This window comes from Mycobacterium sp. SMC-17, from assembly GCF_045310915.1.
Lineage (GTDB): Bacteria > Actinomycetota > Actinomycetes > Mycobacteriales > Mycobacteriaceae > Mycobacterium.
In genome coordinates this window covers 23,687-42,738 of sequence record NZ_JBJIAK010000005.1, presented here as the reverse complement: position 1 = coordinate 42,738, position 19,052 = coordinate 23,687, and the positions used below count along the sequence as shown (strand labels likewise).

Here is a 19,052-nt window from a genome sequence, read left to right as displayed (position 1 = left end):
ATTTCCGTCGTGTGGCGATATCCGGCTGCGGCATAGGAGTTTTCGGTGGCCGGGAACTTTCTCGACGCTCCGCCCGACTAGCTGACAGTGACCGCACCGATTTGGCTGGCGCTACCGCCGGAAGTGCATTCGGCGCTCCTGGCAGCCGGGCCGGGGCCAGGCTCGCTGCTGGCTGCCGCCGCGCAGTGGCAACAGCTGAGCGTGGCGTACGGGCAGGCGGCCGCCGAGCTGTCGGCCATCTTGACCGACGTGCAGGGGAGTAGTTGGGAGGGGCCGAGCGCCGTCCAGTACGTCGCAGCGCACGTGCCCTACCTGGCCTGGTTGGAGGAGTCCGCACTGGCCTCGGCCGCCGCGGCGGCGCAGCACGAGACCGTGGCCGCTGCCTACGGCACCGCTGTCGCGACCATGCCGACACTGGTCGAACTGGCTGCCAACCATGTGACCAATGCCGCCCTGGTGGCGACGAACTTCTTCGGTATCAACACGATTCCCATCGCGCTCAACGAAGCCGACTACGCGCGCATGTGGGTGCAGGCGGCCGACACCATGATCGTCTACCAGGCGGTGAGTGAATCGGCCACGGCCGCGGTCCCGCCCACACAGCCGGCGCCGTCCATCGTCGCGCCCGGTGGTGAAGCCCGGCAGCCGATGTCGAACCTGTCCGCCGCGCCGAGCCAGCCGCTGCGCGACCTCTGGCAATTCCTCTCGCAACTGGGTACGCCCGGTCAGATCGACCAGATGCTCGAGAACTTCACACGCTTCTTCGAGCAGCTGGGCTTCAACCCCGCCACGTCCGCGGTGTTGGCTCTGGTGGCGTTGACGCTCTACGACATGCTCTGGTACCCGTACTACGCCTCCTATGGACTGCTGCTGACCCCGTTCTTCGCGCCGGCACTCAGTGCGCTCGCGGCGCTGGCGCTGGTGAAATCGCCACTGCCACCGGCGATGGACATGACACCGGTGCCTGCCGAGGCTGCTGTCGGGCAGCCTGCGGCCGCTGCACCACGCGCTGAGGCCGTCCCGGTTGTCCCCGGCATCCAGGTCGGTGTGCCGCAGGCTTCCGGGCCGTCCACGCCGGCGTCGACGACCGCCGGGGCCGGCGGTGCCGCCCCGGTGTCCAACCTGGTCTACGCCGTGCCCGGGCTGGCGCGCGCCGGGTCGGGCCCGGGACCGGAGCCCGGCAGCGAATCGCCCGATATCACCACCGACACCGTCGGCGCGGCAGCGGCCGCCCGGGCCGTGGCCGGCGCCCGTGACCGGGCCAAACGAGTGCGTCGAAGCCGGCGCGGGGCACGTGGCTATCGCGATGAGCTTCCCGAGCTGAAAGCCGATCTGCCTGGTGCCGGCGGCAATTCGCCGAGTGCGGCCGTCATCTCCGCCAATGCGCACGGTGCCGGGCCGGTCGGGTTCACCGGTGTGGTGACCACAGCGAGCACCGCACCCAGCGGGATGGTGGAGCGGATGCCGGCCGATGCGAACCCGCCGGCGCCCCTGCTTCCGGGCACCTGGGCTTCCGGCGCGGCGGACGGGTCTCCGCAGCGCTGACGCGAATTGTGAAGCGGCGCGGAACTTTTCTCGATGCTCCGACGACTACATCAATTGAAGACAACAACTGAACGACTTTCTGCATTGCGGAGCAACGGATTTCGACATCCCCGCGATGCGGTGCAGCAAACTTGGGGAGGCAGCGTCGATGACGCTCAATGTGCAGGGACACGGGCTCGGAGCCCAGGTCGTCGGAATCGATCCGGACAATCTGAGCAACATCTCCACCGACGAGCTCCGCGAAATCGTCTACGAGAACAAGCTTGTCGTCCTCAAGGGCGTCAAACCTTCGCCCGCGCAGTTCATCGAGCTCGGCCGCATTCTCGGTGAGATCGTCACGTACTACGAGCCCGTGTACCACCACAACGAGCACCCGGAGATCTTCGTCTCTTCCACGGAGGAGGGGCAGGGCGTGCCGCGCACGGGTGCGTTCTGGCACATCGATTACATGTTCATGCCGGAGCCGTTCGCGTTCTCCATGGTGATGCCGCTGACGGTGCCGGGCGCCGACCGCGGCACGTACTTCATCGATCTCAACAAGGTGTGGGATTCCCTGCCGCCGGCGCAGCAAGAGCCGGTACGCGGGACGTTCAGCACGCATGATCCGCGGCGCCACATCAAGATTCGGCCCAGCGACGTCTACAAGCCGATCGGTGAGGTGTGGGACGAGATCAACCGCGCCACGCCACCGATCAAGTGGCCCACGGTGATCCGGCACCCGCACACCGGCCAGGAAATCCTCTACATCTGCTCCACCGGCACCAGCAAGATCGAAGACGCCGACGGCGAGGTACTGGACCCCTCGGTGCTGCAGGAACTGCTCGCCGCCACCGGCCAGCTCGACGCCGACTTCGCGTCCCCGTTCATCCATACGCAGCACTACGAGGTCGGCGACATCATCCTGTGGGACAACAGGGCCCTGATCCACCGGGCGAAGCACGGCACCGCGACAGGGACGCTGACGACGTATCGGCTGACGATGCTCGACGGCCTGGCGACGCCGGGGTTCGCGGCATGAGCGCCACCGAGTTGACCGCGCCCGTCGCCGAATGGGTTGATACCGAGCAGATTCCGGAGGAGCTGCTGGCCAGAGTCCTGGAGCCCTATTCCTACAAGGGCTGCCGGTATCTCACCGACGCGACGTACCGGGCCACCGGCGACTCGATGTTCGCGACGGGGAACTTCAGCATCCCGGAGTCGGTCTACATCCGGAGCACCGGGCATTTCAACGCCGTCGAACTGGTGCTGTGCTTCAACCAGCTCGCCTACTCCGCGTTCGCGCCGGCCGTCCGCCACGGCGAGATCGACGGGTTCCGGGGGTGGTCGCTCGACGACTATTTCGAGAACCAGTTGTCCAGCATGCTGATCCGGTCGACGGCGTCGCGCTACAAGCGGCAGATCGATGCGCGCAAGTTCTCCGCGCGGCTGACGTGCGAAGGCATCGAGGTCGTCGAGCGGACCTGGCGGTATCTGAAAGTCCCGTGCGCCATCGAGTTCCACGATGACCACGGCGGATCGGCATTCGGCGAGTTCGAACTCGCGGTCCTCAACATCCCGTGAGCACCGTACTGGGACGGGTGCTCGCGCAGGCGCGGCAGCACCCGCAGGCCATCGCGTTGCGGCGCTGCGACGGGACGAGCGCCGTCACCTACGGCCAACTCCCCGCCGTGGTGAACCGGCTGGCGGGCGAGCTGCGGGAGCGCGGGGTTTCTCGCGGCCACCGGGTATTCGTGATGTCCGACAACGGTCCCGAGACCTATGTCGCGGTGCTGGCCTGCGCGCAGCTCGGTGCCGTCGCCGTGCTGGTGGACCGTGCTGTCCCGGCCGCGACGGTCGCACGCTTCGGTGAGATCACCGGCCCCGGTGCGGTGCTGCTGACCCCGGGAGCCGACCCGGCGGCGCTGCCAAACACGCTGAGCGCCATCCCGGTGATCGCCGTCGACGCCAACGAGGTCGCCGGGCACGGCGACGCCGCGCCCGCCGTCGCACCGCCGGAACTGGGCGCCGATGATCCGCTGGCGATGATCTTCACCAGCGGGACCACTGGTGAACCGAAAGCCGTGCTGCTGGCCAACCGAACGTTCTTCGCCGTCGCCGACATCCTGGCGCGCGAGAACCTGACCTGGATCAGCTGGGTTGCCGGCGAAGCCACCTACTCGCCGCTGCCCGCCAGCCACATCGGCGGACTGTGGTGGATCCTGAACTGCCTGATGCACGGCAGTGAATGTGTCACCGGCGGTGAGAATTCCGCCTCGCTGGCCGAGATTCTCAACGTCAACCAGATCGCCTCGACCTGTCTGGTGCCCACCCTGCTGACGCGACTGGTGTCGGAGGTCAGGGCCGGGGCGGCGCTGCCGCCACTGCGCATGATCGGCTACGGCGGATCGCGTGCCATCGCGGCCGATGTGCAGTTCGTCGAAGCGGCAGGCGTTCACACGGCCCAGGTCTTCGGCCTGAGCGAAACCGGTTGTACCGCCCTGTGTCTGCCGACATCGGAGGGATCGATCGCCCGGATCGAGGCGGGCGCCGTGGGGCGGCCGTACCCGGGAGTCGAGGTCCGGCTAGACGGCGACGGCGCCGAGTCGGGCACCCTGTGGATCAAATCACCGGCAAACATGCTGGGGTACTGGAACAATCCCGAGCGCACCGCTGACATCCTGGTCGACGGCTGGGTGAACACCGGCGACATCTTCGAGCGCGGTGTGGACGGGTACTTCTACATCAAGGGCCGGTCATCGGAGATGATCATCTCCGGCGGCGTCAACGTCGCACCCGACGAGGTGGACCGCATCGCCGAGAGCGTCCCCGGCGTCGGTGCGGCGGCCTGCTTCGAGATCCCCGATACCGAATTCGGTGCCCTGATCGGTCTGGCGGTGATCCCGTCGGGCGAACTCGACGAAGGTCAGGCCCGCAAGCTCAAGCGGGCCATCGCGGTGCGCTATCGGGCGGAGTCGGAATCGATGGCCAGGCCGTCGACCATCACGCTGGTGACCGAGATACCCAGGACGCAGTCCGGCAAGGTCATTCGCGCCGCACTGGCAGCGGCGGTCCATGGCTGACGGGCTCCGCGAACGCGTCCTGGCCGCCGTCGCCGACGTGCTCTACATCGACGAATCCGACCTGTTCGACGGCGACGCCACCGATCTGCGCGAACTCGGGCTGGACTCGGTGCGGTTCGTCCTGCTCATGAAACGCCTTGGGGTGGACCGGGAATCGGACCTGCTGAAGCGGCTGGCGCAGGAGCTGACGATCGAAGGCTGGGTCCGGGAATTGGCGGGCATCCGTGGCGGCGTCTGACCACGGACGGATTCCGCTGAGCATCTCTCAGCAGAACATCTACCACGGGGTGCTGCAGGACCCCGATCCCGCGCTGTATCTGATCGGCAAGCGCTACCGATTCCGGCCGCTGGCGCCGGCGAGGTTCCTGTCCGCGCTGGAAGCGACGGTGCGGGACAACCCCATTCAGCTGTGTGTCCTGGAGCCGCCGGCAGCCGGCGACGGCTACCCGGCTCTTGTTGCCCGCCTCCAGGTTGCGGACGTCGTCAGTGTGCGAGCGCAGACCGACCCCGTCGGCGAGACGTTGGAAAAGGCATGGGCGGACGGCATTCTCGAAACCCCGCTGGTGCGTTACGTCGTGCACACCGACGTCGACGGCCAGGTGGTGGGCATGGACGCGCAGACCCACCACATCCTGCTCGACGGCGCTGCGACCGCAATCATCGAAGCCGACCTGGCCCGGCATCTCGGTGACGCCGGCCAGAAGCCCAGCACCACAGCAGGTTTGGCGGCACTCGCCGCAGCACACCGCAGCGAACGCGCGAAAGTGGCGGAAGCGACCGAACGCCACGTTGCCGCGGTGCGCCGCGAACTGACCGAAGACGCACTGCGCGGCGGTTCCGCGCCGGGCACTGTCGAAGCGGGCCTCGGTACCGCAGGCCGCGGCGTGCTGCGGGAATCGTGCCGAGTCGCCGACCGGGCCTATGACGAGATCGTGGCGCTCGCCGAGGCCCGGCAGGTGCCGCTGAACATCCTGGTCGCGGCCGCCGCGGCGGCGGTACGCGCGAGCCTGCGCCAGAGCACCGAGGCCCTCCTGGTGCACCCGGTGGACAACCGCTTCGGTGCGCCGGAGCTGAATGTCGCCACCTGTCTGGTGAATTCGGTCGCCCACCCGGTTCGGTTCGCACCCTTCGCCGCGGTCCGGGACGTCGTCACCGCGATCGACCGCGGCTATGTCAAAGCGCTGCGGCGCCGGTGGTTTCGGGAAGAGCGGTACCGCCGCATGCATCTCGCGATCACCAGCGGCGCACCCGTCGACGCGCTGACGATCAACTACATGCGCGGCCGGTCCGCCCCGGAGCTCGGCCCGTACCTGTCCGAACCCCCGGTGGTCACCGATATCGGCCCGGTGGAAGGGATCACGGTCTCCTGCGTCCACGACGAGGCGCGGCGCACCATCGACTTCGCCATCTGGACCCGGCACGATCACCCTGAACCTGTCGCCGTCGCCGGCCGCATCGTCGCGGCACTGCGATCGATGGACGCGCACTGGGACCGGCCGATGGCGTTGACCGTCGGTGACTGGTCGGCGCTCGACGCCGATGGCCGTCTCGAAGCGGGCTCCGGCGTACCCGCGCCGCCACTCGCCGGTGCGCGCGCCTGGTTCCTGGACGCCGATCCCGGCCAGTGCCGCAGCCCGGGCGTCGACCAGTGGATCGCCGAGATCATCCGCCGCGGTGTCGATCCCGGCGATGTGCTGGTCTTCGTCGACGACGATTCCCAGCGCGCGGTGGAGCTGCTGATCGCGTGCCACCTGGCGGGCTGCGGTTACAGCGTCTGCGCGACACCCGGCGAGGTGGAGTCGCGGGTCAGCGTCATTGCCGAGCATTGCGGCACCCGTGCGCACGCCGTCGACCTCACCACACCGGTTGCCGAGGTGGACGGCACGACAGGACAACTCGTGGACGACCGCATCGGCCAGGTCATGCGCGACCAGGGCCTGGGCTCCCGGCTCGCGTATGTGATGCCCACGTCGGGCTCGACAGGGCAACCCAAACTTGTTCCGGTGACGCATGGTTCGCTGGCTATCTTCTGCGCCGCGGTGCGGGATGCCTACGGCTGGGGGCCGGCCGACACCATCCTGCAGTGCGCTCCGCTGACGTCGGACATCAGCGTGGAGGAGGTGTTCGGCGCGCTGTCGTGTGGCGCGCGGGTCGTCCGGTCGGTCGCGATGCGCGCCGGTGACCTGCCCGCGCTGACGCGCGATGTCGCGGCGCACCTCGCCACCGTGCTCGACCTGCCCACCGCGGTCTGGCATCTGTTGTGCGAGGACGACGCGGCACTGGCAGCGCTGGGCGGCTCGGCGCTGCGCCAGGTGATCATCGGCGGCGAGGCCGTCCGTCCCGCCGCGGTCGACAAGTGGTGGGATGTGCTTGCCGCCGAGCGCATTTCCCTGGTCTCGACGTACGGCCCGACCGAGACGACGGTGGTCGTCACGCAGCTGCCGATCGGTGCGGGTGAACCGGCGCGGACCACGGCCAGGCTGGGCCGCCCGCTGGTGCCGGGCTCGGTGTTCGTCGGATTCGGGGAAGTGGTCGTCGTCGGGGAGCTGGTGTCGGCCGGTTACCTCGGGCTGGACGGCACGAGCTTCGGCACGGTCCAGGCGCCCGATGGCTCCCGGTATCGGGCCTTCGCCACCGGCGACCGGGTGACGACAGACGCCGCGGGCTACCCCATGCTGGCCGGACGACGGGACGCCGTGGTCAAGATCGCCGGCAAGCGGTTCGACATCGCCGAACTGCTGCGCCGGTTGTCGTCGGTACCCGAGATATCCGACGCGGCAGTGGAAGTGGCGGGCGATGGCCTGGGTATCTGGTTCCAAACCCCACAGACCCGCACCGGGAACGACGACCCGGCCGCGCGCGCCAGGATTCAGGACCTGGCGAGAGCACAAGGGGCACCGGCATTTCACGTTGTCGGCGTCCCGAGCATCCCACGCCGGCCCAATGGGAAGGTCGACCGCGCGAAACTGGTTGTGGAGAAGGAGGTTCCGCGCGACGGCACCGAGGCGGACCCGCGCGCAACCGTCCTCTCCGAGATGTGGAGTCGCCGGCTCGGTCGGCCGATCGGGCCGGACGCGTCCCTGCTGGACGAGGGCATCGGTTCACTGGACCTGATCCGCATCCTGCCGGAGACCCGACGGTTCCTGGACTGGCAGCTGTCGATTCTCGATCTGATCGGCGCGGACTCCGCCACCAACATCGTCGGCCGCAAACCTGACGTCGACACCTGGATGGACGAGGAGACCGCGGCCGAGATCGCAGACGACCTGGCGGCAGCACGGAGGGGCTGCCTTCCGGCCACCAGCGGGCCCGGTGGCGGCGCATCGACCATCGTGATTCTGGGCGCCTCGGGCATTCTCGGCACCGGGTTCGCGCGGGCGATCCTCGACCGCGCCCGGGCCGGGCTCGACTGTCCCGATGTGGTGTTCGCCACGAGATCGCCACTGCCCGAAGGTGACCCGTGGGCGGGCCTGCACCGCGTGGACGGCGTCGACATCGTGCGGGTACCCGAGCGCCTGAGCCCCGCAGCACTCGATGCCCTTCTCGCCGGCGTCGGCGCCGGCACCGTGGTGAACTGCGTCGGCAACACCAATGTGTTGGTGCCCTACCGCCGGCTGCGGGCGGCCAACGTTTCCGCGGTGGCATCGATCGCCGAGGCGTGTGCGCGGCGCGGCGCCGGGTTGGTGCACCTGTCGACCTTCGTGGTGAACGCCGACGTGACGGCGTCGCGCGTGACCGACCCGCGTCATGCGCCGTACCCCTATGCCGCGTCGAAGTCGTTGGCGGAGATGGCCGTGTCCCGTGCCGCGGCCGGCCTGGACTTCTCGGTGGTGCGCCTGCCCAGGGTGCTCGGTGACGCTCGTCAAGTCGCGCGGTCGTCGGACATCCTGGTGGCGATGGTCGATGCCTGCGCCGCGCTGGGGGCGTGTCCCGTGGTGCCGGTGACGGAAGAGGTCACCACCGGCGTGGCCGCCGCGCACAGCATTCTCGGGCTGCTTCCCGGGCTGTCACCGGCGGTGGAGCTGGGTCGCGGTATGACCGTGCTACGCGGTGAAAAGCTGCCCTATACAGCGTTTCTCAACGGCCTCGGGTTCCCGGCCATCGATCTCCCGGAGTGGAAGGACCGGCTGGACCGCAGCGTGTGGGCCGCCCGAAATCCGCAGCGCTGGGCGGTACTCGACGCGTGGGTCGGGTTGGGGGCGAGGTTGCGCGGCCGCACGTATGCCGAGTACCTCGCCGAATATCCCACTGTCGATATCGATTTCGAATCCATCGCGGAGTGCACCAGTACGCCGCAGCCGCTCGACACTGTCTTCGGCGCCGATCAGATTGTGAGGAAATGACCTTGACGGATGTGACCGAACCCCGGCCCGGGGCACCGACCACCGGTGCCGTCTATCTCGACATCACCGGAATGTCGTGCGGCATGTGTTCCCGGCGGGTGCAGAAGGCACTCAACAAGATCGACGGCGTGCACGCATCGGTCAGCTTCGCCACCAAGACCGCCACCGTCGAGACCGACCGTGACGTCAGCCCTGCTGATCTGTGCGACGCCGTGGTGGCAGTGGGCTACGGCGCCGCACCGCGTGCCGACGCGCCCGCGGTGGACAGCTCGGCACCGGGTCCGCTGCAGCGGCTCGTGGGCGGCCTGTTCGGCCGGGCGTAATGCCGGCCGGCATGTCCTGATTTGTGGGGTCCGTGGCGTAGACGCCATGGACCTCGGCGTCGCACGATAGAAGCGTGACGCGATCTGTGGTGCTGCTCGGCTTCCGCGGGGTGCAGGCCCTCGATGTGGTCGGCCCCTTCGACGTGTTCACGGGAGCCACGCTGCAGCTGGCCGCGATGGGGCGGGCTGACGAGGGCTACGCGCCGGTCCTGGCCGCGGCCGACGGCGGTCCCGTCACCACGCTGACCGGGCTCGAATTCGTCGCCAAGCCGCCGCCTGACCCCAACGAGCCCATCGACACCATCGTGCTGCCCGGCGGCATGGGCGTCGACGAGGCCCGGGCCAACCCGGCCGTCATCGACTGGATTCGCACCGCCGCACCCCACGCGCGCCGCATCGTCAGCGTCTGCAACGGCGCCTTCCTGGCGGCGGAGTCCGGCCTGCTCGACGGCTGCTCGGCCACGACCCACTGGGCCTCGGCGGACAAGCTCGCCAGTGAATTCCCCTGCATCACCGTCGATCCCGATCCGATCTTCGTCCGCAGCTCCGAGCAGGTGTGGACGGCGGCCGGCGTCACCGCGGGCATCGACCTGGCGCTGGCCCTCGTCGAGGACGACTACGGCACCGACGTCGCCCAGGACGTCGCTCGCTGGCTGGTGCTGTACCTGCGCCGGCCCGGCGGGCAGACGCAGTTCGCGCCGCCGGTCTGGATGCCGCGCGCCAAGCGCGAACCGATCCGCGACGTGCAGGAGCGCATCGAAGCCGAACCCGGCGGCGCGCACAGTGTCCCGGAGCTGGCGCGCGCCGCCGCGATGAGCCCGCGGCACTTCACCCGCACCTTCACCGCCGAGGTGGGGGAGCCGCCCGCGGCCTACGTCGAGCGCGTCCGCACCGACGCGGCCCGCCGGCAACTCACCGAGACCGACGACACCGTCACCGCCATCGCCGCCCGCTGCGGCTTCGGCAGCGCGGAAACGTTGCGCCGCAGTTTCATTCGGCGCGTCGGGGTTTCACCCGACCAGTACCGCAGAACTTTCGCGCACGCGAGGACCAGAGAAAATGCGAGCTAGGGAGCAATAATGCAAGTTGCCATCGTCCTGTACCCGGGGTTCACGGCCCTCGACTTCATCGGGCCGTACGAGTCGTTGCGCTGGCTGCCCGATACCGAGGTCCGCTTCGTCTGGCACGAGCCGGGCCCGATCGTCGCCGACTCCGGGGTGCTGCTGGTGGGCGCCACCCACTCGTTCGACGAGACCCCGTCGCCCGACATCGTCCTCATCCCGGGCGGGTTCAGCACCATGGAGCACGCGCGCGACGAGAAGCTGCTGGAGTGGCTGCGGCGGGCCCACGAGACCACCACGTGGACGGCGTCGGTGTGCTCGGGCTCGGTGATCCTGGGCGCCTCCGGACTGCTGAAGGGCAAGCGCGCGACGTCGCACTGGGCCGCCGTGCAACTGCTGCGCACGTTCGGCGTCGAACCCGTCACCGACGAGCGCATCGTGCAGTCGGCCGACCGCATCGTCACCTGCGCGGGTGTCTCGGCCGGCATCGATCTCGGTCTGTGGCTGGCCGCGCAGATCGGCGGCGAGGACAAGGCCAAGGCCATCCAGCTGTCCATGGAATACGACCCGCAGCCCCCGTTCGACTCCGGGCACATGTCGAAGGCCTCGGCCGCCACCAAGGCCAGTGCGACGGCCCTGATGTCCCGCGAGCTGCTCAAGCCGACGGCCCTCAAGGCCACCACGGCGCTGCTGTGGGACCAGGCCCTCAAGAAGGTCCGAACCCGCCGCTGACCTAGGGATTTGTGCACGATTTTCCGCGCCGACCGCGGAAAATCGTGCACAAATCCCGGGTCCAGTAACCTCGGCCGGGTGAATCTGGCATATGACGAGCGCGGTAATGGCGAGCCGGTGCTGTTCATCGCGGGCCGCGGCGGCGCGGGCCGCACGTGGCACCTGCACCAGGTACCGGCGTTCCAGCGGGCCGGCTTCCGCTGCATCACGTTCGACAACCGCGGTATCGGCGCCACGGAGAACGCCATCGGCTTTTCCACCGACCAGGCGGTCGCGGACACGGCGTCGTTGATCAACAAGGTCGTCGGCGGCCCGGTGCGCGTCGTCGGGGTGTCGATGGGGTCGTTCATCGCGCAGGAACTCATGGTCGCCCGGCCCGAGCTGGTGTCCTCGGCGGTGCTCATGGCCACGCGCGGCCGGGAGGATCGCGCCCGGACGTTCTTCCGGGAGGCCGAGCGTGCGCTGCTGGCTGCCGGCATCGAGCTGCCGCCTGAGGTGGACGCGAAAAACCGGCTGCTGGAGAACTTTTCACCCAAGACCCTGAATGACGACCGTGCCGTCCAGGACTGGATCGAGATGTTCACCATGTGGCCCACGAAGCCCACCCCGGGCCTGCGGGCGCAGCTTGCCGTCGCGCCGGAGACCAACCGGCTGCCGGCCTACCGCCAGATCGCGGTGCCGGTGCAGGTGATCGGCTTCGCCGACGACGTCGTGCTGCCGCCGCACCTGTCCAAGGAGGTGGCCGACGCGATCCCGCTGGGCCGCTACCTGGAAATCCCCGACGCCGGGCACCTCGGCTTCATCGAGCGTCCCGATGCGGTGAACGCCGCGATGTTGGAATTCTTCGCCGCCAACCCGGTGTGACACGCTGTAGCAATGAACCCGTCGACGATTCAGGCGCGGGTCGTCGTCGACGAACTGATTCGCGGCGGCGTCCGCGATGTGGTGCTGTGCCCCGGTTCGCGTAACGCTCCGCTGGCGTTTGCGCTGGCCGACGCCGACCGGGCCGGCCGCTTGCGGCTGCATGTCCGCATCGACGAGCGCACCGCCGGCTACCTGGCCGTCGGCCTGGCGGTCTCGGCCGGCTCACCGGTGTGCATCGCGATGACGTCGGGCACCGCGGTGGCCAATCTCGGCCCGGCGGTAATCGAGGCCAACTACGCCCGCGTGCCGCTGATCGTGCTGAGCGCCAACCGGCCCTACGAGCTGCTGGGCACCGGCGCCAACCAGACCATGGAGCAGCTCGGCTATTTCGGCAACCAGGTGCGGGCCACCATCAGCCTCGGCCTGGCCGAGCCGACGGCCGACGTGGCCGCGGCCAACGCCCAGTGGCGGTCGGCGACGTGCCGGGTTCTGGTGGCGGCCAAGGGTTCTCGCACCGCCAATGCCGGACCCGTGCAGTTCGACATCCCGCTGCGGGAGCCGCTGGTCCCGGACACCGCCGAAGATGGCCCCTACGCGCCGGAAGGCCGCCCCGACGGCCGGCCGTGGACGTACACGCCGCCTGTCACGTTCGACCAGCCCCTCGAGATCGACCTGACGGCCGACACCGTCGTCATCGCCGGCCATGGTGCGGGCCGCCACGAGAACCTGGCGCACCTGCCGACGGTCGCCGAACCGACCGCGCCGCCGGCCGACAACCCGCTGCACCCGCTGGCGCTGTCGCTGGTCCGGCCGCAGCAGGTGATCATGCTGGGCCGGCCTACCCTGCACCGGCCGGTGTCGACCTTGCTGGCCGACCCACACACGCCCGTCTACGCGCTGACCACCGGCCCGCGCTGGCCCGACGTGTCGGGCAACTCGCAGGCCACCGGCACCCGCGCCATCACGTCGGGCACGCCCGATCCGGCCTGGCTCGCGAAGTGCGCCGACGCCAACGCGCGTGCCGAGCACGCCGTGCGTGACCAGCTCGCGGCCTATGAACTGACCACCGGCCTGCACGTGGCGGCCGCCGTCGCCGACGGACTGCAGCCCGGCGACCAGTTGGTGCTCGGCGCCTCCAACCCGGTGCGGGACGCCGCGCTCGTCGGGCTGAACTCGCACGGCATCTCGGTGCGGTCCAACCGCGGCGTCGCCGGTATCGACGGCACGGTGTCGACGGCCATCGGCGCCGCACTGGCCCACACCTCGGGCCGGACCGTGGCGCTCATCGGTGACCTGACCTTCGTCCACGACAGCTCGGGCCTGCTGATCGGCCCCACCGAGCCGACACCGAAGGCGCTGACCATCGTGGTCTCCAACGACAACGGCGGTGGCATCTTCGAGCTGCTGGAGCAGGGTGATCCCCGGTTCTCCGACGTGTCGTCGCGCATCTTCGGCACCCCGCACGACGTCGACGTCGCCGCCCTGTGCCGGGCGTACCACGTCGAGTGCCGGCAGGTGGAGGCCGACGGACTGGCCGCCGCGCTGCGCGAACCGTTCGAGGGGATGCGGGTGCTGGAGGTCAAGGCCGACCGGTCCACCCTACGGTCGTTGCACGCTTCGATACGGGCGGCGATCAAGGCCGCTCCGTGATTCCCGAACCCCTGCGCTGCCGGTTGAACACGTTGTGGGACAACCTGATTCTGCGCCTCTTCGGCAACGGCAAGGAGACCCGGTCACAGCGGGTCATCCGCCGGATCCGGATCGGCATCGTCATCATGGCCTGCCTGGTGACACTGCAGTCGGTGCTGCTGGTGCTGGGGGCGTGGCGCAACGATCAGCAGATCGAGCACAACATGGGGACGGCGGCCGCCGAGGTGCTCTCGGCCGGTCCGCGGCGCTCCACCATCGAGTTCGTGACGCCCGACCGCGTCACCTACCGGCCCGAGCTGGGCGTGCTGTACCCGTCCGAGCTGGAAACCGGGATGCGCATCTACGTCGAATACGACCGCAGCAACCCGGACCTGGTGCGGGTGCAGAACCGCAACGCGTCGCTGGCCGTCATCCCGGCCGGCTCGATCGCCGTCGTCGGCTGGTTGGTCGCCGGTGTGCTGCTCGGCATCGTCACTCTCGTGCAGCGCCGACTGGGTTAGGTCTGCCGTCCCGCCGTCAGCTTCGCCAGCCACTCGGTTTCCTGGATGTCCACCACGGTGTTGCCGGTGAGGTCGTACACCGTGGGTGTGCCGGCGTCGCCGTCGCGGATCTCCTGCAGCCGGGTCTCGTTGGTCATCGTCATCTCGTCGGTGTCGACGGCGTGTTCACCGAACTGGATGGTGGCCACCGCCTCGGCGCTGACGCCGGAGTCGGCGGCCCAGCCCGCGAGCTGACCGTCCGACGGCGCCGACCCGCCCGGATTCTGGTGGCCCCACAGCGTCGCGACGTACGCCTGCAGGGCGGGCGCCGACGTGCCGTGTGCTGCGGCGAGGAACATCGCGTTGGCGACCTTGGCCGAATAGCCGTACTCGGTGTCCAGGAAGGTCACCGGGCGGTAGGTGACGGTCAGCAGACCGAGGGCGATCATGCTCTTCATCTCCGGCCCGTCGGTGTCCTGCAGGTGCGCGCAGTGAGTGCATTGCGGCTCGGTGTACACCTCGATCTGCGCGGGGGCGTCGGGCCGGCCCGCGATGATGCCGAAGCCGTCCGCGGTGAGGGTGACGCCCGGCAGATCCGGGTCCCGCAGTGCCGATCCGGTGACGGTGCGGCCGCAGCCGGTTGATGCGGTGAGAAGCGCCAGCGCGGTGGCCAGAACAAGGATCAGCCGAGGTAGACGCATGCCGACCCCTTTCTCGCCGCGGTGCGACAGACGATACCGGTGGTACCCGAGTTGTGCGTGTCTTCGCGTCGCGGATCCCTGACGGTCACCTGACGGTCAGGCTGCGCTGCCAGCCTGCAGGTGTGCGAGTTGCGATCGTGGCGGAGTCCTTTCTCCCGAATGTCAACGGCGTCACCAATTCGGTGCTCCGGGTGCTGGAGCACCTCCACCGGAACGGCCATGAGGCGCTGGTCATCGCGCCCGACACGCCCCGGGGGGAAACGCCCGCGGACACGTTCCACGGCGATGTGCCCGTGCACCGTATCCCGTCCCGGATGTTCCCCAAGGTGACGTCGTTGCCGCTGGGTGTGCCGCGGCCGCGAATGGTGCGGGTACTGCGCGATTTTCAGCCTGACGTGGTGCACTTGGCGTCGCCGGCGCTGCTGGGTTACGGCGGGCTGCACGCCGCGCGCTTCCTCGGCATCCCGACCGTCGCGGTGTTTCAGACCGACATCGCCGGTTTCGCGCAGAGTTACGGCGTCGGCATGATGACGAAAACCGCGTGGGCCTGGAACCGGCACCTGCACTCGCGTGCCGACCGGACCCTGGCGCCGTCCAGCGCGACGATGGAAGACCTTGTCACCCATCGCATTCCGCGCGTCCACAAGTGGGGTCGCGGCGTCGACGTCACGGGTTTCGCGCCGTCGGCGCGCAGCGCCGCGCTGCGGGCGCAGTGGTCGCCCGAAGGCAAGCCGGTGGTGGGTTTCGTCGGCCGTCTGGCGCCGGAGAAGCACGTGGAGCGGCTGGCCGCGCTGGCCGGCCGCGACGACCTGCAGCTTGTCGTGGTCGGCGAGGGCATCGACCAGACCAAGCTCGAAAAACTCATGCCCACAGCAGTTTTCACCGGCGCACTGTACGGCCGGGAACTGGCCACGGCATACGCCAGCATGGACGTTTTCGTGCACCCGGGGGAGCACGAGACCTTCTGTCAAGCCGTCCAGGAGGCCATGGCGTCCGGTCTGCCGGTCATCGCGCCCGACGCCGGCGGCCCGCGCGACCTGGTGACGCCCATGCACACCGGATTGCTCTTGCCGGTAGCGGATTTCGAGGGGTCGCTGCCGGCCGCGGTCGATCACCTGCTCGCCGAGCGGTCCCGCTACTCGCTCGCCGCCCGCCGCAGCGTGCTGGGCCGCACCTGGCCCGCCGTGTGCGACGAACTGCTCGGCCACTACGCCGCCGTCCTCGGCGAGCGTCGCGCCCTCGCTGCCTGACGCTGCCTGATTCCCCGCGAGCGTGCGTGTTTGCTTGCGACACGCCGTATTCGGTGTGTATGAATGTCGCGCTCGTGGCCACCGAGAGTGACGAATCTGCACGTGTCGACCGGCGTGCCGTGCGCAGACATGCACGCTCGGCGGGAGTTCAGCTCACGTGGACGAGGTCGTACACGTAGGACCGGTCGTCCTTGCGGCTCACCCACGTACCCTCGGGTGGCAGGTAGCCGAACCCCGCGTGGTCGAACGGGCGGCTCGACACCGCGCCCAGCTCCGTGCACACCACCCACCCGAAGTGCGGCAGTCGCCGGCACCAGATGTCCAGGTCGACCCGCTTGTACGACGGAAACCCGTGCGCCTCGCCGTCTTCGGCGAACTCATAGGTCAATCCGTCGTCCCGTCGGACGAATTTCAGTCCCGCCATGAAGTTCCTTCGGTCAGCCCTGCGCCAGCTCGGCCACCGGCTGCCACTCTTCCCAAGTGCGCAACCGGTTTTCGTAGTCGGTCTTGGCGATCTGCAGCGGAGCACTACCGAAAAAGACTCGCAGCGGCGGCTTCTCGGCATCGACGATCTTGAGCACCGCGGCTGCTGACGCCTCCGGGTTGCCCGGCACCGCGTTGCGCTCGCTGCGCCAGCGGGCGACGTCCGCCCGCAGCCCGTCGTACGCCTCGAGCTCGGTGGTCCGCTTGGCCGACGCGCCGCTCCAATCCGTCGAGAATCCCCCGAGCTCGATGAGCGTGACGTGAATCCCGAACCGTTCCACCTCGGCGGCCAGCGACTGCGAGAAACCCTCGAGCGCCCACTTCGACGCGTGGTAGGCGCCGAGGCCGGCGAACGCGCTGATGCCGCCGATCGAGGACACCTGGATGATGTGCCCGCTGCCCTGCGCACGCAGGTACGGCAGTGCGGCCTGCGTGATCCACAGCGCGCCGAAGACGTTGGTTTCGATCTGATCCCGCGCCTCGGCCTCCGACAGCTCCTCGATGAAGCCGAACTGGCCGTAACCCGCGTTGTTGACGACGACGTCCAACCGGCCGAAGTGCTCGTGCGCTGTCTTCACCGCGGCGAAGTCGGCGTCGCGGTCGGTGACGTCGAGCGTGATGGGCAGCAGCGCGTCGCCGTACTTGGCCACCAGGTCGTCGAGCGTCGACACGTCCCGTGCCGTTGCGGCCACCTTGTCACCGCGCTCGAGCGCCGCAGCCGTCCACTCGCGCCCGAAACCGCGCGAGGTACCCGTGATGAACCAGACTTTTGTCCCCATGCGGCTTACAGCTCCCGAAGTGCCCTTTCCATTCCCGCCCCGCCGCAGACGCGGGGCGCTGGAGCAGCCGGTAGCGTCATATCCGTGAGTCGCGCGTCATTGGAGAAAGATCCGCACGAGGTTGCGTCGATGTTCGACGGTGTCGCCCGTCGCTATGACATCACCAACACCGTGCTGTCGCTGGGGCAGGACCGGTTCTGGCGGCGGCAGACGCGGGCGGCGCTGCGTATCGGCCCAGGTGACAAGGTCCTGGATTTGGCTGCCGGCACCGCGGTGTCGACCGTCGAGCTCGCGACGTCGGGCGCCTGGTGTGTGGCCTGTGATTTCTCGGTCGGCATGCTCGCGGCGGGGGCGGACCGGAAGGTCCCGAAGGTGGCAGGTGACGCCACCAGACTGCCGTTCGACGACGGCGTCTTCGACGCGGTCACCATCAGCTTCGGGCTGCGCAACGTCGTCGACTTCAGCGCCGGCCTGCGTGAGATGGCCCGGGTGACCCGGCCCGGTGGCCGCCTGGTGGTGTGCGAGTTCTCCACGCCGACCAACCGGCTCTTCGCGACGGCCTACAAGGAGTACCTGATGAAGGCGCTCCCGACGATGGCCACCGCGGTGTCGTCCAACCCCGAGGCGTACGTCTACCTCGCGGAGTCCATCCGGGCCTGGCCCGACCAGGACGACCTGGCCCGCAAGATCGAGGCGGCCGGCTGGTCGCAGGTGCGCTGGCGCAACCTGACCGGAGGGATCGTCGCGCTGCACGCCGCCGTCAAGCCGTGAGTATTCCCGTCCTCGCGGTCGCCGGTTTCCTCGGCGCGGGCAAGACCACACTGCTGAACCACCTGCTGCGTAACGGCCGCGGCGCGCGAATCGGCGTGCTGGTCAACGACTTCGGGTCCGTCAACATCGACGCGATGCTGGTCGCCGGTCAGGTCGACGCCATGGCGTCACTGTCCAACGGGTGCATCTGCTGCGTCGCCGAGGACGGTGAGGTCGCCGAGATGCTGGGCAAGCTGGCCGCCGTCCGCCCGGCCCTGGACCTGATCGTGGTGGAGGCCAGCGGCGTCGCCGAGCCGCCCGCGGTGGCGCGGACCATCATGACGGCCGACTCCGACGACTTCCATTACGCCGGCCTGATCCTGGTGGTCAGCGCGACCGAGCCGGAGTTCGGGCACGGTCTGCCGGTCGCCGACCTCGTGGTGCTGAACCGGGCCTCCGAGGCCACCGACATCGATGACGTCCTGGCCCGCATTCGCGCGCAGAACCCGCGGGTCCCGGTGCAGGCCACCGATTTCGCGCGGATCGACCCGACGCTGCTCATCGACATCCCCGAGCGCGCCCCGCAGGCCCAGCTGTCGTTCGACGAGCTGCTGCACGACGAGCACGACCACGACCACCCCGTCTACCAGTCCGTCGAATACACCACCGGCGACGTGCTGAATCCCCGCCGGTTGCTGGCGCTGCTGCGTGACCGGCCCGAAGGCCTGTACCGGGCAAAGGGTTTCGTCGACTTCGGCGCGGGACACCGGTACCTGCTGCACCTGGTGGGCGGCTCCCTGCGGCTGCAGAAGCGCCGCGGCAGCGGGACCCAGCTGGTGTGCATCGGCACCGGCATGGACACCGAAAAGGTGCGGGCGGCGCTGCACGAGTGCACCACCGAACCGGCCGACGAGAACGCCATCCTCGGAGTCCACAAGTACGTGGTGCAGTAGCCCGGGATCGGCGCCTTCAGCGTTGACTGCGAACTGACGTCGCAAAAGGTCGAGTGCCTATGTGCGTAGGTTCGCAGTCA

Annotated in this window: 18 protein-coding genes; 15 read left to right on the top strand and 3 right to left on the bottom strand. The window is 69.1% G+C overall.

What is annotated here, in order from left to right; translation table 11 throughout:
- Positions 1-87 precede the first annotated feature (87 nt).
- From ACJH7A_RS05025 to ACJH7A_RS04970, 12 genes are all read left to right on the top strand, one after another.
- A complete protein-coding gene (locus ACJH7A_RS05025; protein WP_212807014.1) occupies positions 88-1,545 on the top strand; it encodes a PPE family protein in 1,458 nt (485 codons plus the stop codon).
- 148 nt (positions 1,546-1,693) lie between these two features.
- Positions 1,694-2,563, top strand: a complete 870-nt coding sequence (locus ACJH7A_RS05020) for a TauD/TfdA family dioxygenase (RefSeq protein WP_212807013.1) — start codon at positions 1,694-1,696, stop codon at positions 2,561-2,563.
- Positions 2,560-3,105, top strand: a complete 546-nt coding sequence (locus ACJH7A_RS05015; protein WP_212807012.1) for an FcoT family thioesterase — start codon at positions 2,560-2,562, stop codon at positions 3,103-3,105. The genes ACJH7A_RS05020 and ACJH7A_RS05015 overlap by 4 nt, the downstream gene beginning before the upstream one ends.
- Positions 3,102-4,604, top strand: coding sequence for a fatty acid--CoA ligase FadD10 (gene fadD10 / locus ACJH7A_RS05010; protein ID WP_406774346.1), 1,503 nt, complete (start codon positions 3,102-3,104; stop codon positions 4,602-4,604). Before ACJH7A_RS05015 ends, fadD10 begins: the two co-directional genes overlap by 4 nt.
- On the top strand, positions 4,597-4,842 hold the full coding sequence (locus ACJH7A_RS05005) for an acyl carrier protein (RefSeq protein WP_212807010.1): 246 nt from the start codon (positions 4,597-4,599) through the stop codon (positions 4,840-4,842). Before fadD10 ends, ACJH7A_RS05005 begins: the two co-directional genes overlap by 8 nt.
- Positions 4,829-8,947 carry an AMP-binding protein gene (locus ACJH7A_RS05000; protein WP_406801506.1) on the top strand — a complete coding sequence of 1,373 codons (4,119 nt, stop codon included), beginning with the start codon at positions 4,829-4,831 and terminating at the stop codon, positions 8,945-8,947. The genes ACJH7A_RS05005 and ACJH7A_RS05000 overlap by 14 nt, the downstream gene beginning before the upstream one ends.
- Positions 8,944-9,270: a heavy metal-associated domain-containing protein gene (locus tag ACJH7A_RS04995; RefSeq protein WP_318985702.1), complete on the top strand. Its 327-nt coding sequence runs from the start codon at positions 8,944-8,946 to the stop codon at positions 9,268-9,270. The genes ACJH7A_RS05000 and ACJH7A_RS04995 overlap by 4 nt, the downstream gene beginning before the upstream one ends.
- Positions 9,271-9,344: 74 nt before the next feature.
- On the top strand, positions 9,345-10,340 hold the full coding sequence (locus ACJH7A_RS04990) for a GlxA family transcriptional regulator (RefSeq protein WP_318985703.1): 996 nt from the start codon (positions 9,345-9,347) through the stop codon (positions 10,338-10,340).
- Between the two features lie 9 nt (positions 10,341-10,349).
- Positions 10,350-11,063 carry a DJ-1/PfpI family protein gene (locus ACJH7A_RS04985; protein WP_406801505.1) on the top strand — a complete coding sequence of 238 codons (714 nt, stop codon included), beginning with the start codon at positions 10,350-10,352 and terminating at the stop codon, positions 11,061-11,063.
- Between the two features lie 78 nt (positions 11,064-11,141).
- Complete coding sequence (locus ACJH7A_RS04980; RefSeq protein WP_406801504.1) at positions 11,142-11,927, top strand: alpha/beta fold hydrolase; 786 nt, start codon at positions 11,142-11,144, stop codon at positions 11,925-11,927.
- A gap of 12 nt (positions 11,928-11,939) precedes the next feature.
- On the top strand, positions 11,940-13,577 hold the full coding sequence (menD, locus tag ACJH7A_RS04975; RefSeq protein WP_406801503.1) for a 2-succinyl-5-enolpyruvyl-6-hydroxy-3-cyclohexene-1-carboxylic-acid synthase: 1,638 nt from the start codon (positions 11,940-11,942) through the stop codon (positions 13,575-13,577).
- Positions 13,574-14,077 (top strand): DUF3592 domain-containing protein, encoded by a 504-nt coding sequence (locus tag ACJH7A_RS04970; protein ID WP_061003336.1) that lies wholly within the window; start codon positions 13,574-13,576, stop codon positions 14,075-14,077. Before menD ends, ACJH7A_RS04970 begins: the two co-directional genes overlap by 4 nt.
- Here ACJH7A_RS04970 and ACJH7A_RS04965 read toward each other — a convergent pair.
- Positions 14,074-14,757: a DsbA family protein gene (locus ACJH7A_RS04965; RefSeq protein WP_406801502.1), complete on the bottom strand. Its 684-nt coding sequence runs from the start codon at positions 14,755-14,757 to the stop codon at positions 14,074-14,076. The two genes, ACJH7A_RS04970 and ACJH7A_RS04965, sit on opposite strands and share 4 nt — an antisense overlap.
- A gap of 122 nt (positions 14,758-14,879) precedes the next feature.
- Here ACJH7A_RS04965 and ACJH7A_RS04960 point away from each other — a divergent pair, with 122 nt between their 5' ends.
- Positions 14,880-16,007, top strand: a complete 1,128-nt coding sequence (locus tag ACJH7A_RS04960) for a glycosyltransferase family 4 protein (protein ID WP_406801501.1) — start codon at positions 14,880-14,882, stop codon at positions 16,005-16,007.
- 148 nt (positions 16,008-16,155) lie between these two features.
- Here ACJH7A_RS04960 and ACJH7A_RS04955 read toward each other — a convergent pair whose 3' ends face one another.
- The gene (locus ACJH7A_RS04955; RefSeq protein ID WP_212807001.1) at positions 16,156-16,431 is read right to left on the bottom strand and encodes a hypothetical protein; all 276 of its coding nucleotides are present in this window, start codon (positions 16,429-16,431) and stop codon (positions 16,156-16,158) included.
- 13 nt (positions 16,432-16,444) lie between these two features.
- Positions 16,445-17,269 (bottom strand): SDR family oxidoreductase, encoded by an 825-nt coding sequence (locus tag ACJH7A_RS04950; protein WP_406801500.1) that lies wholly within the window; start codon positions 17,267-17,269, stop codon positions 16,445-16,447.
- A gap of 84 nt (positions 17,270-17,353) precedes the next feature.
- Here ACJH7A_RS04950 and ACJH7A_RS04945 point away from each other — a divergent pair, with 84 nt between their 5' ends.
- A complete protein-coding gene (locus ACJH7A_RS04945; protein ID WP_212806999.1) occupies positions 17,354-18,040 on the top strand; it encodes a demethylmenaquinone methyltransferase in 687 nt (228 codons plus the stop codon).
- Positions 18,037-18,972 (top strand): CobW family GTP-binding protein, encoded by a 936-nt coding sequence (locus tag ACJH7A_RS04940; RefSeq protein ID WP_406801499.1) that lies wholly within the window; start codon positions 18,037-18,039, stop codon positions 18,970-18,972. The genes ACJH7A_RS04945 and ACJH7A_RS04940 overlap by 4 nt, the downstream gene beginning before the upstream one ends.
- Positions 18,973-19,052: the final 80 nt, after the last annotated feature.

Bases quoted from the DNA above. Each gene is read 5' to 3' on its own strand.
- ACJH7A_RS05020 (WP_212807013.1), top strand. From the start codon at position 1,694: ATGACGCTCAATGTGCAGGGACACGGGCTCGGAGCCCAGGTCGTCGGA.
- ACJH7A_RS05015 (WP_212807012.1), top strand. From the start codon at position 2,560: ATGAGCGCCACCGAGTTGACCGCGCCCGTCGCCGAATGGGTTGATACC.
- ACJH7A_RS05005 (WP_212807010.1), top strand. From the start codon at position 4,597: ATGGCTGACGGGCTCCGCGAACGCGTCCTGGCCGCCGTCGCCGACGTG.
- ACJH7A_RS04995 (WP_318985702.1), top strand. From the start codon at position 8,944: ATGACCTTGACGGATGTGACCGAACCCCGGCCCGGGGCACCGACCACC.
- ACJH7A_RS04985 (WP_406801505.1), top strand. From the start codon at position 10,350: ATGCAAGTTGCCATCGTCCTGTACCCGGGGTTCACGGCCCTCGACTTC.
- menD (WP_406801503.1), top strand. From the start codon at position 11,940: ATGAACCCGTCGACGATTCAGGCGCGGGTCGTCGTCGACGAACTGATT.
- ACJH7A_RS04965 (WP_406801502.1), bottom strand. From the start codon at position 14,757: ATGCGTCTACCTCGGCTGATCCTTGTTCTGGCCACCGCGCTGGCGCTT.
- ACJH7A_RS04955 (WP_212807001.1), bottom strand. From the start codon at position 16,431: ATGGCGGGACTGAAATTCGTCCGACGGGACGACGGATTGACCTATGAG.
- ACJH7A_RS04950 (WP_406801500.1), bottom strand. From the start codon at position 17,269: ATGGGGACAAAAGTCTGGTTCATCACGGGTACCTCGCGCGGTTTCGGG.